Genomic DNA, 13,171 nt, shown 5'->3' with positions numbered 1-13,171 from the left:
TTTATATCCCCAAGTCGCTTCGTACAAATTTAATTTCGTCGTAAGAAACGTCATCTCCCAATGACTCCTTAATAAGCTTTAATTCTTTAGTATTTAACTCAGCTAATTTTTTTTCAATCAAAACATACTTTTCCTCAGAGATAAAATCATATACAGATACTTTATTTTTAGAAATCAATTTAGCCACATGATTGCTAATAGTAGAAACCGTCAAATTTCTAACTTTGGCTACTTCTGTAAGATTTTTTCCATCTTGCAAAAGCTGTAAAGTTAAATCAACCGTGTCTTCTTTTTTATTGGCTTTTGAAAAAGTTTCGGAATCAGAAGTAAAAACATATTCTTTATATGTAATCCGTTGATCAATAAGATTCGTGGAAAGTATATATTTTATTTTCACTTTACTATCATTTTCAAATTCACAAATGAATTTTAGATATTGAGAAATTCTTGATTTATTTTTATAATCAAGATAATGAGTTTGCAAAGGTTTCCAAACTCTAAGAAAAAGCTCATCAGCAAAATATTCCACAGCATCTTTAGCCCTAATTTCAATAGTTCGCCATATTTCCTCTTTATTGGTAATTGTTGATGAATTAAAACGAGAAAGAATATTTCGTTGAAATTTTTGATTGATTAACAAAAGAGAATGTAAGCACTCATCAATAGAAGTAATTAAATCCAAAACCTGTTGTTTTTCAGGAATAGATTTTTCAATAGTCATTTTGCGCCAATCCTGAATCCTATGAGTTAAAGAAAGAACCGATAAAGATTTAAAAAGAGTTTCAAGTCCAAAATTATATTTCTCTTCATTAAGAGTATTTTCTAACTCACGTACATTCCACATTTGATTTTGAAATTCATTTATCTTAGAATCCTGAATAATATTATGATTTCTTATAATAGATTTTAAAATAATACCTTCCAAAGTTCGGCACCTGCTTAAGGCAACATAAACCTGACCGGAAGCAAAAGATTTTCCTGCATCAACAATAACTTTATCAAAAGTTAGCCCTTGACTTTTATGGATGGTTACAGCCCAAGCAAGTCGAATGGGAAATTGAGAAAACGATCCCAAAACTTCTTCCGTAATCTTGCCCGTTTCAGGATCAATACTATATTTTATATTTTTCCAAACTTCATGTTCCAATAAAAAGGATTCTTTTTGATTTTCAAATCGAACATAAATTTCAAAATCCTCAATTCTTTCAATAATACCGATTTTTCCGTTGAAATACCTTCTGTTGCCGGAGCTGTCATTTCGAATGAACATGATTTGAGTGCCCTCTTTTAATACCAATTCCATATCAGTGGGATATGAGGTTTCAGGAAATACACCATCTACAATAGCCTCAAAAAACTTAATAGGTTTATTGAGTTTTCTTAATTCATTCTCATTAATGGAAGTAGCAATAGAATTATGAGTTGTCAAAGTTATATAACCGGGTTCCTTCGGAATAAAATCAGGATCATATCTTTCATGAAGTAATTCAAAATCAATAGAATCAAAATCCTGGTATCGAATAGCATTCAATAAATTTATAAAAACAGGATCATCTTGCCTGTATACTTTTTTGAATTCAATACATACCGGAGGATTATTTTGCAAAACTAATGCATCAAAGAAAAAAAGGCTTTTATAATAATTCTTTAAAAGATTCAATTGTTCTTCTTTTATTACAGGAGGTAATTGATACATGTCTCCAATCATAAGTATTTGTACACCTCCAAAAGGAGCAGCATTTTTTCTTGTGTATTGCAAAGACCAGTTAATAGCATCAAGAATATCCGAACGCAACATGGAAACTTCATCGATAATTAATAATTCAACCTCCGAAAATAATTTTCTCTTATCTTTATTATACCTAAAATGTTGATGAAGTTCTAATTTAGTGATAGCAATATTCCGATCAATCCATCCGTCATTAACAGGAATAAAACTTGTAAGAGGAAACCCGAATAAAGAATGTATAGTAACCCCTCCCGCATTAATAGCTGCTACTCCCGTGGGAGCAACGATAATAGTGTTTTTTCTAGTAGAATTTTTCAATTCCTTTAAAAAAGTGGTTTTACCCGTACCCGCCTTTCCGGTTATAAAAATGTTTTTGTTAGTATAGTTGGCTAAATCAAAAGCTAATTTCTGTTCAATATTGACTGCAGTGGATGGGTTTTCCATTTACTTTTAGGTTTTAATACAAATATATACTAAAAGTTTAAAAAAATAAATATAAAAAAGTAAACAAAATAGAGGATTTTAATTCTAAAATTAAAAAATAATTTAAAAAGAGTAAAATGTATAAAAAAATATTCAAAAAAATATAATTTGATTACTTATACTATATATAAAAGATTGTTCATCTAAGAATGTTACTAAACTATAGCATTAAAAAAAACAAAATGTCATGAACAATAAATGTAAATAATTACGATATATAATTATATATTTTACTTTTGTTAAAGACTTAATCAAGTAATAAGATGAAAAGTAAAATTATTGAAGGGTTTTCAAAACTAAACAAAGAACAAAAAATTAACTGGCTAAACCAACAATACGGAGGAGGTTCAGGAGATTTAAAAAATATATTAGAACAGTATTGGAATCATAACGCTGATTTGCAAAAACTACATGATGAATTTACAGAAAACACTATAAGCAATTTTTACCTTCCCTATGGTATAGCCCCCAATTTTTTAATAAATGATGAAATATATGCCTTGCCCATGGCTATAGAAGAAAGCTCAGTAGTAGCGGCTGCTTCCAAATCGGCTAAATTTTGGTTAGATAAAGGAGGATTTAAAACGAAACTTTTAGGAAACACTAAATTAGGACATATACACTTCATATATAAAGGAGAAGGGAGTAAATTATTACAATGGTTTAACACCCATTTAAAAGAAGAACTCATTAAACAATCGAAGGATCTCACTAAGAATATGCAGATGAGAGGAGGAGGAATTGTGAATATAGAGTTAATAGATAAATCCAAAGAGATTGAAAACTACTATCAGATAAAAGGTTCTTTTAATACACAAGATAGTATGGGAGCAAACTTTATAAATTCATGCCTTGAACAATTTTCAAAAACATTTAAAACTGAATTTCAAAAATCCAATATATTTAATGAAGAAGAAAAGAACAGCCTGCAGATTATTATGTCTATACTTTCCAATTATACCCCCGATTGTATGGCGAGAGCGGAAGTAAGCTGTAAAATAAAAGACTTAAAGGACGACAGCGGAATGCCTCCGGAGGAATTTGCCTGGAAGTTTAAACAAGCAGTTGAAATAGCAGAAGTAGAACCTTATAGAGCAGCTACTCACAATAAAGGAATTATGAATGGAGTTGATTCTGTAGTAATAGCCACAGGAAATGATTTTAGAGCAGTTGAGGCATGTGCACATACCTTTGCCTCACATAAAGGAAAATACACCAGTTTAACTCATTGTGATATTAAAAACGATCAATTTCGTTTTTGGCTTGATCTGCCTATATCCTTAGGAATAGTTGGAGGCTTAACGAAGCTTCATCCATTAGTGATAGCATCCTTACAAATATTAAATAATCCCTCAGCAGAAAAACTTATGCAAATTGTAGCAGTTGCTGGACTTGCTCAAAATTTTGCTGCAATACGATCATTAATTACAACAGGAATTCAAAAAGGACATATGAAAATGCATCTTACCAATATAATAAATCAATTAGGAGCAACGGAAAAAGAAAAGAAGGAGATACTCAATATATTTAAAGAAAAAACAATATCACATCATTTAGTAGCTGCAGAACTGGAAAGACTCCGTAAAGAACAATAATGTTAAATAAAAGATACATTAAAAAGTATTAATTAATAGTAAAGCGTACTATCTACCTATATATATAAAAAAAGTACTTGAATAAAAACATTAGAGGAAAGGAATTCAAAACTATCAATTAGAGAATACAACCTATAAAGATGATAAACTAGAAAAGAATAAGAACAAGCCAAAAAGCTCCAATACGAATGATATGAAGAAAAGCAGGAGTGAAGAGAAAAAAAGAATTAAAAAAAATTAAAAAATTTTTTGAGGCTTAAATAGTTGATATTCAGTAGATTGATGGTTGCTTAGCAAAAAAGATTAAAAAAAGATTAAAAAAAAACTTGCGGGGAAAGAAAAAGTAGCTATCTTTGCACCCGCAAGTCAGGAACAACGAAAGAGAAAAACAGAAGATGAGGGACCTGAGTAGCGCAAAAGATCGTTGAAATAAAAAGTTTTTTAAACAAAGCTTACGAAAGATAAAAAGTAGCAAAACACAACCTGGAAGAAAAGAGATTCTTTTGAGTTAGGGAAAAAGCCTTGAAATTGATAATAACAAAGAAATTACAATGGAGAGTTTGATCCTGGCTCAGGATGAACGCTAGCGGGAGGCCTAACACATGCAAGCCGAGGGGTATTTTGGAGCTTGCTTCAAGAGAGACCGGCGTACGGGTGCGTAACGCGTATGCAACTTACCTGTATCACTGGGATAGCCCGGGGAAACCCGGATTAATACCGGATAACATATCAGTCAGCATTGGCAGATATTAAAAGATTAATCGGATACAGATAGGCATGCGTAGGATTAGTTAGTTGGTAAGGTAACGGCTTACCAAGACGATGATCCTTAGGGGGCCTGAGAGGGTGAACCCCCACACTGGAACTGAGACACGGACCAGACTCCTACGGGAGGCAGCAGTGAGGAATATTGGACAATGGGTGAGAGCCTGATCCAGCCATCCCGCGTGAAGGACGACAGCCCTATGGGTTTTAAACTTCTTTTGTATGGGAATAAACCACATTACGTGTAATGTTCTGAAGGTACCATACGAATAAGCATCGGCTAACTCCGTGCCAGCAGCCGCGGTAATACGGAGGATGCGAGCGTTATCCGGATTTATTGGGTTTAAAGGGTCCGTAGGCGGGTTGATAAGTCAGCGGTGAAAACCTGCAGCTTAACTGTAGAACTGCCGTTGATACTGTTAATCTTGAATAGTATTGAAGTAGCTGGAATGTGTAGTGTAGCGGTGAAATGCATAGATATTACACAGAACCCCGATTGCGAAGGCAGGTTACTAAATACCGATTGACGCTGATGGACGAAAGCGTGGGGAGCGAACAGGATTAGATACCCTGGTAGTCCACGCCGTAAACGATGGATACTCGTTGTTGGGGGTTAAACCTCAGTGACTAAGCGAAAGTAATAAGTATCCCACCTGGGGAGTACGACCGCAAGGTTGAAACTCAAAGGAATTGACGGGGGCCCGCACAAGCGGTGGAGCATGTGGTTTAATTCGATGATACGCGAGGAACCTTACCAGGGCTTAAATGGGAATTGACGTACTTAGAAATAAGTATTTCTACGGACAATTTTCAAGGTGCTGCATGGTTGTCGTCAGCTCGTGCCGTGAGGTGTCAGGTTAAGTCCTATAACGAGCGCAACCCTTATCATTAGTTGCCAGCGATTAAAGTCGGGAACTCTAATGAGACTGCCGGTGCAAACCGCGAGGAAGGTGGGGATGACGTCAAATCATCACGGCCCTTACGCCCTGGGCCACACACGTGCTACAATGGCCGGTACAGAGGGCAGCTACTGGGCAACCAGATGCGAATCTCAAAAGCCGGTCTCAGTTCGGATTGGAGTCTGCAACTCGACTCTATGAAGCTGGAATCGCTAGTAATCGCAGATCAGCCATGCTGCGGTGAATACGTTCCCGGGCCTTGTACACACCGCCCGTCAAGCCATGGAAGCTGGGGGTACCTGAAGTCGGTGACCGTAAAAGGAGCTGCCTAGGGTAAAACTAGTGACTGGGGCTAAGTCGTAACAAGGTAGCCGTACCGGAAGGTGCGGCTGGAACATCTCTTTTTTAGAGCAAAAAGTCAAAACAAGGAATAAAAACCCCAAAAGAAGCTGACAACTTCCAGGTGTTTCCTACTTAAAAAAAGAAAAGAGGGAAAAATAATGAAGAAAGGTAAGAAAAAAATACAAGTAAGTAAAAAGTTGAAAAAACACAAGATATATAACACCCCTGAAAAGCCCCTGTAAGGAAAAGGTAAGACATAAGAAGAAGAGTAAAAGGAGCAACGAGGAAAATAAAAATCAATCAGTCTCATAGCTCAGCCGGTTAGAGCGCTACACTGATAATGTAGAGGTCGGCAGTTCGAGTCTGCCTGAGACTACAAAGGGAAACAAGGGGAATTAGCTCAGCTGGCTAGAGCGCCTGCCTTGCACGCAGGAGGTCAAGGGTTCGACTCCCTTATTCTCCACAAGGTTCTAAAAACGAAAGAAAGAAGTAGTAAAAAGAACCAGTGTTATATACGGATCATTGACATTATTGGGATTTTATATAAAAAAATAAACCGAGCGGCCAATATAATTGGCTAAGGAAAAGAAATCGTTAAGGGCGTATGGCGGATGCCTAGGCTTCAAGAGGCGAAGAAAGACGTGGTAAGCTGCGAAAAGCTGCGGGGATTGGCACACACGAAGTGATCCGCAGATGTCTGAATGGGGCAACCCACTATACAAGAGTATAGTATTCCCGCAAGGGAAGGCAAACCTTCCGAACTGAAACATCTAAGTAGGAAGAGGAAAAGAAATCAACCGAGATTCCGAGAGTAGTGGCGAGCGAAATCGGAAGAGCCCAAAAGTATGTAATTAGATAGCAGAATGTTTTGGAAAGAACAACCGAAGAAGGTGAAAGTCCTGTAAGTAAAATCTGATTATGTATGAAAAAGAGTAGGGCGGGACACGTGAAATCCTGTCTGAACATGGGGGGACCATCCTCCAAGGCTAAATACTCCTTGAAGACCGATAGCGAACAAGTACCGTGAGGGAAAGGTGAAAAGTATTTCGAAAAGAAAGATGAAAGAGACCCTGAAACCATACGCCTACAAGCGGTCGGAGCATCGTAAGATGTGACGGCGTGCCTTTTGCATAATGAGCCTACGAGTTAATTTCACTAGCGAGGTTAAGTAGTTCAGCTACGGAGCCGCAGCGAAAGCGAGTCTGAATAGGGCGTTTAGTTAGTGGGATTAGACGCGAAACCTTGTGATCTATCCATGGGCAGGTTGAAGCTTTGGTAACACAAAGTGGAGGACCGAACCGGTTGACGTTGAAAAGTCTTCGGATGACCTGTGGATAGGGGTGAAAGGCTAATCAAACTGGGAGATAGCTCGTACTCCCCGAAATGCATTTAGGTGCAGCGTTAAGAAAGAGTATACTAGAGGTAGAGCTACTGATTGGATGCGGGGGTTTCACCGCCTACCAAATCCTGACAAACTCCGAATGCTATTATATGTTTCTTAGCAGTGAGGGCATGGGTGCTAAGGTCCATGTCCGAGAGGGAAAGAACCCAGAGCAACAGCTAAGGTCCCGAAATGTATACTAAGTTGAACAAACGAGGTCAGACTGCCCAGACAGCTAGGATGTTGGCTTGGAAGCAGCCATTCATTTAAAGAGTGCGTAACAGCTCACTAGTCGAGCGGTTTGGCATGGATAATACTCGGGCATAAGTATACTACCGAAGCTATGCGAAATGAAAATTTCGGTAGGGGAGCATTCTATATGCGCAGAATCAGTAAGGTGACTTATTGTGGAGCGTATAGAAAAGAAAATGTAGGCATAAGTAACGATAATGAAGGTGAGAAACCTTCACGCCGTAAATCCAAGGTTTCCTCAGCTATGCTAATCAGCTGAGGGTAAGTCGGGACCTAAGGTGAATCCGAGAGGAGTAATCGATGGGAAATCGGTTAATATTCCGATACCGGCTGTAAATTCGATGGAGTGACAGAGTAATGACACTACCGCGTACTGACGGAATAGTACGTTAAAGCATGTAGGTAAATCAGCAATAGTAAAATGCGTTGCTGATGCCGAAAGTGAAAGTACCAGGAAGCTACGGTGGAATGGATAGTGTAGGTAAGAGCTCTCAAGAAAAACTTCTAAGGCAAGTTTACAGCGCCCGTACCAAAACCGACACAGGTGGATGAGGAGAGTATCCTAAGGCGCTCGAGTGAATCATGGTTAAGGAACTAGGCAAAATAGACCTGTAACTTCGGGAGAAAGGTCGCTCCCCGTAAAAAGGGAGCCGCAGTGAAAAGGCCCAGGCGACTGTTTATCAAAAACACAGGACTCTGCAAAATCGCAAGATGACGTATAGGGTCTGACACCTGCCCGGTGCTGGAAGGTTAAGGAAGGAGGTTAGCGTAAGCGAAGCCTTTGACTGAAGCCCCAGTAAACGGCGGCCGTAACTATAACGGTCCTAAGGTAGCGAAATTCCTTGTCGGGTAAGTTCCGACCTGCACGAATGGTGTAACGATCTGGGCACTGTCTCAACCATGAGCTCGGTGAAATTGTAGTATCGGTGAAGATGCCGATTACCCGCAATGGGACGAAAAGACCCTGTGAACCTTTACTATAGCTTCGTATTGACTTCGGGTAAATGATGTGTAGGATAGGTGGGAAACTGAGAATCGGCTTCGCCAGGAGTCGAGGAGTTGACGTTGAAATACCACCCTTTATTTATCTGGAGCCTAACTTCTGAATTGAAGGACATTGCGTGGTGGGTAGTTTGACTGGGGTGGTCGCCTCCAAAAGAGTAACGGAGGCTTTCAAAGGTACCCTCAGCACGCTTGGCAACCGTGCGCAGAGTGTAATGGCATAAGGGTGCTTGACTGCAAGACCGACAAGTCGAGCAGGTGCGAAAGCAGGACATAGTGATCCGGTGGTTCCGTATGGAAGGGCCATCGCTCATAGGATAAAAGGTACTCCGGGGATAACAGGCTAGTCTCCCCCAAGAGCTCACATCGACGGGGAGGTTCGGCACCTCGATGTCGGCTCGTCACATCCTGGGGCTGGAGAAGGTCCCAAGGGTTGGGCTGTTCGCCCATTAAAGTGGCACGCGAGCTGGGTTCAGAACGTCGTGAGACAGTTCGGTCTCTATCTATTGCGGGCGTAGAATTTTGCGTGGAGTTGACTCTAGTACGAGAGGACCGAGTTGAACAAACCTCTGGTGTATCAGTTGTGCCGCCAGGTTCACCGCTGAGTAGCTAAGTTTGGAAGAGATAAGCACTGAAAGCATATAAGTGCGAAACTCGCCACAAGATAAGAATTCGATATAGGGTCGTGGGAGAATACCACGTTGATAGGCTACAGGTGTAAAGGCAGTGATGTCATAGCCGAGTAGTACTAATTACCCGGAGATTTCGTCCAAAATAAAAAAATAAAAGTTAATACAATTGGCCGTAAGAGTTTAAAAATTTATATAAAATCCCATTAAGATATTTAGGGTGGTTATAGCGGTAGGGCTCACCTGTTCCCATTTCGAACACAGAAGTTAAGCCTACTTGCGCTGATGGTACTGCAAACGCGGGAGAGTAGGTAGCCGCCGGTTTTTTAAAAAAGAAAGCTTTGTATAGGATTATACAAGGCTTTTTTTGTTTTGTTTTGGAGTGGTTTATTTGGTTGGTGGAATTTTAAAGTTATAGACTTTTAATTTAGCTAAACTCATAAGCTAACTCGCATAATTTTATATCAGACCTTTTCTGTCTATAATGATATTTACTATACATATTCATCGACATTATTAAAAACAATCTCAATCCCGATAAGGACTTTCTTATTTAAAAATAGTAAATCTAAATAGTTTTTGAAATCATATAATTTGAAGAAATAGGTTTTATTGATTTTATTTCTTTTATAACTCTTTTTTAATAGGTTTTTTAGCTAAGAGAATTCAAATTTCATAATATAATAACTACTAAAAAGTAATTATATGATGAAATAAAAAAATTAATAATAAATTAAACTAATTAGAAAATTATTTTACATGATAGTTTGTAGTAAATATTTATACCAATTAGTTTAAAAAATCCATAAAAATATATGCCTTTATATTTATTGTTAGTAATAATAGCTTAAAATTATTTCATTATTAAGTAAAAAAAAAATTAGATAATAAAATAAATATGCTTTATTTTTTATTCATAAATTATATTATTTTTGAGATTATTGCTTATACTTCTATTTGATTTTAGGAATTTTTAGTATTTTTGATAGTAAAAAATCAATTAAAAAAATTAAATAATTGATTTTTAAGCATTTATGAATTTAAAACGATTAATACTACTAACAGTGATAATAATATGAATGACAATATCCAAAAAAATAAAGAACTTACTCTAGAAGAAATTCATAATTTTCGCGGAAAATATCCAAAACAGCTAATATATCTATTTTTGATTGAAATGTGGGAACGTTTCTGCTTCTATGGTATGAGAGGAGTTCTTACAATTTTTATGGTGGGTCAATTAGGAGTTACTGATAAAGATTCTAACCTTAAATATGGAGCTATACAAGCATTTATTTACGCTTTTACTTTTATTGGGGGGATTTTGGCAGATAAAATATTAGGATTTAAAAAATCTCTTTTCATTGGAGGTTTAACCATGGTTTTAGGTAATTTAATTATCGCTTATTCTCCACATGATTTTTTTTATTTTGGAATAACATTATCAATAATTGGAACAGGATTTTTTAAGCCTAACATTTCCACTATGGTTGGAGATTTATACAGTGAAAAAGATCCACGAAGAGATGCAGGATTTGGATTGTTTTATTCAGGTATAAATTTAGGAGCCTTATTTGGTGGTGTTTTATGTGTTTATTTGGGAAAATATCATTCCTGGAATTTATGCTTTTTAGCCGCAGCTATAGTAATGCTAATAGGTATTTTAATCTTCCTAGCAACCAAAAAATATTTAGGTCCTATTGGTGACTCACCATTGATAGATATGAAACCTTCAACCAGGAGAACACGTGAGATGTTTGTGTACTTAGGAGTATTGTTATGCGTACCTATTATTTATGCCATGATACATAATACTCGATATACCGATTATTTTATGTATACCATTGGTCCGTTGGCAATAGCTTTGTTTATTATAGAACTTATTAAAATAAAAAGCGCACAAATAAGAAAAAAACTTGTTGCAGCGATGATTTTAATTATTTTTTCAATACTATTTTTTGCATTTTTTGAACAAAGTGGAGGAGCTCTGGCTATTTTTGCCGAAGGAAACCTAAGTCATAAATTACTGTTTTTTAATATTGATCCTAATATTGTAAATAATAGCTCCAATGCTTTATTTGTAATAATCTTAAGTCCTTTATTTGGATTATTATGGCTATGGTTGGCAAAAATAAAATTAGAACCCAATACGGTAATAAAATTTGGATTGGGATTTTTATTTCTTTCCGGCTCTTTTTATATTTTATATAGTACAAGATATTTTGCCGATTCCAACGGAATGACATCTTTAAATATCTTTACAATAGCCTATTTGGTTATGACGTTCGCAGAACTTTGTTTATCTCCGGTAGGCTTATCTATAGTTACCAAATTATCTCCCAAAAATTTGTCAGGAATGATGATGGGAATGTGGTTCTTAGCCAGTTCTTATGCACAATATGTAGCAGGTCTTTTAGGGGCAGAAATGTCTTCTCCGGATGAAAATGCATCTTTAGTAACTAAATTATATTCATATACTACAGGATTCGGACAATTGGCCAATTATGCATTAATTACCGGTATTGCTTTAATTCTATTTTCTCCTTTGATAAGGAAATTAATGCAAGAAGTTAAATAATAATAATAAGTAAAACTAAGTATAAATTATATTATGACAGAAACTCAAGTTAAAAAAGGGCATCCTAAAGGGTTATACCTACTGTTTTTAACAGAAATGTGGGAACGATTTTCGTATTATGGGATGAGAGGAATTTTAATACTATATCTTACAAAATCTTATTTAGAAGGAGGTTTAGGTATAGATGCTCAAACAGCCAGCTTAATATATGGTTTCTTTACGGGGTTTGTTTATTTTACTCCATTAATTGGAGGTTGGTTGGCAGATAAATATTTAGGACAAAGACATTCCATTACAATAGGGGGAATTATAATGATGTGTGGGCAACTGGCATTGTTTTCATTAAATACCCAAAGTGGACTGTATGTAGGGTTATTCCTTCTAATTATAGGAAATGGATTTTTTAAACCCAATATATCAACTTTGGTAGGTGGTTTATATGCAGATGGCGATCCTAAAAGAGACTCAGCATTCTCTATTTTTTATATGGGCATAAATTTAGGAGCATTGATTGCTCCCATTATTGTAGGAATATTGACCGATGATATTTTCTCTACAAGAGATGCCGCAGGAAAAATAATATCATATGGGTACAAATATGGTTTCCTCGCAGCTGCAGTCGGAATGTTTTTTGGGCAAATTACCTATAATACGTTGGCGAAAAAATATTTAGGAGATCTTGGGTTAAAACCTCAAGGAAAAGTCACCAAAAACAATACAAACAATGAGGTTGATCCAAACGTTCCACTAACTAAAAATGAAAAACAAAGAGTTGCTGTAATATTTATTTATTTCTTTTTTGCCATTTTCTTTTTTGCAGGATTTGAGCAAGCCGGTTCATCTTTATCATTGTATACAGATAAATTTATCGACAGAAATGTAAATTTGCCTTTTATTGGAGAATACAATATACCCACTTCTTTATTTCAATCGGTAAATCCATTTTTTATTGTAGTTTTAGCTCCGATCTTTGCGTATTTTTGGAATAGTAAATTAGGACAAAAACTAACAACTCCGTTAAAAATGGGATTAGGAATGATAATTTTAGGGGTTGGATTTTTCTTTATGTTAGGAGCAGTTGCAGAACGAGGGGGCGATATAGCCGATGTTACCATTAAAGCGAGTATATGGTGGTTAATTTTAACGTATCTTGTTCATACCATAGGGGAATTATGTTTGTCGCCTGTCGGACTTTCCGTAGTAACAAAATTGGCACCTCCTAAATTAGCATCTCTATTAATGGGAGTATGGCTAATGGCATCCTTTATTGCAAATATAGTAGGAGGCTTTTTAGCTTCTACAGTCGAAACCTTAGGAGCAGGTAAAATATTTTTATATATTTCATTATTTGTAATCATTTGTGGAGTATTAATGATCGCATTAAATAAAGTACTAGTAAAAATGATGCATGGAGTAAGATAAGATTAAAAATAATTAAAAAGTTATATCACTAAAGCATATTCTTTATTTAAATTAGTATAAATGAATATGCTTTAGTTGTTTATGGAATGTTTAT

Annotated in this window: 4 protein-coding genes, 2 tRNA genes and 3 rRNA genes; 8 read left to right on the top strand and 1 reads right to left on the bottom strand. The window is 36.3% G+C overall.

Going from position 1 to position 13,171, the window contains the following annotated elements; all coding sequences use genetic code 11:
• Position 1 precedes the first annotated feature (1 nt).
• Complete coding sequence (locus GYM73_RS09100; RefSeq protein WP_220233628.1) at positions 2–2,173, bottom strand: helix-turn-helix domain-containing protein; 2,172 nt, start codon at positions 2,171–2,173, stop codon at positions 2–4.
• A 302-nt stretch (positions 2,174–2,475) separates the two neighbouring features.
• Between GYM73_RS09100 and GYM73_RS09095 the strand changes: the two genes are divergently transcribed.
• The 8 genes from GYM73_RS09095 (at position 2,476) to GYM73_RS09060 (ending at position 13,077) form a co-directional block, all read left to right on the top strand.
• Positions 2,476–3,807 (top strand): hydroxymethylglutaryl-CoA reductase, encoded by a 1,332-nt coding sequence (locus tag GYM73_RS09095; RefSeq protein WP_220233627.1) that lies wholly within the window; start codon positions 2,476–2,478, stop codon positions 3,805–3,807.
• A gap of 548 nt (positions 3,808–4,355) precedes the next feature.
• Positions 4,356–5,876: ribosomal RNA gene (locus GYM73_RS09090) — 16S ribosomal RNA — on the top strand.
• A gap of 239 nt (positions 5,877–6,115) precedes the next feature.
• Positions 6,116–6,189: transfer RNA gene (locus GYM73_RS09085), tRNA-Ile, on the top strand.
• Between the two features lie 13 nt (positions 6,190–6,202).
• Positions 6,203–6,276 (top strand) — tRNA-Ala (locus tag GYM73_RS09080).
• A 121-nt stretch (positions 6,277–6,397) separates the two neighbouring features.
• Positions 6,398–9,220, top strand: a 23S ribosomal RNA gene (locus tag GYM73_RS09075).
• Between the two features lie 73 nt (positions 9,221–9,293).
• Positions 9,294–9,401, top strand: a 5S ribosomal RNA gene (gene rrf / locus GYM73_RS09070).
• The 16S, 23S and 5S rRNA genes sit together here with 2 tRNA genes alongside, the layout of an rRNA operon.
• Positions 9,402–10,152: 751 nt before the next feature.
• Positions 10,153–11,655: a peptide MFS transporter gene (locus GYM73_RS09065; RefSeq protein ID WP_105296882.1), complete on the top strand. Its 1,503-nt coding sequence runs from the start codon at positions 10,153–10,155 to the stop codon at positions 11,653–11,655.
• 33 nt (positions 11,656–11,688) lie between these two features.
• Positions 11,689–13,077: a peptide MFS transporter gene (locus GYM73_RS09060; RefSeq protein ID WP_220233626.1), complete on the top strand. Its 1,389-nt coding sequence runs from the start codon at positions 11,689–11,691 to the stop codon at positions 13,075–13,077.
• Positions 13,078–13,171: the final 94 nt, after the last annotated feature.

Source organism: Apibacter sp. ESL0432 (assembly GCF_019469225.1).
In the GTDB taxonomy this organism is placed as follows: domain Bacteria; phylum Bacteroidota; class Bacteroidia; order Flavobacteriales; family Weeksellaceae; genus Apibacter.
Note: the sequence above shows the minus strand (reverse complement) of the source record. Positions and strands in the feature narration are given on the sequence as shown.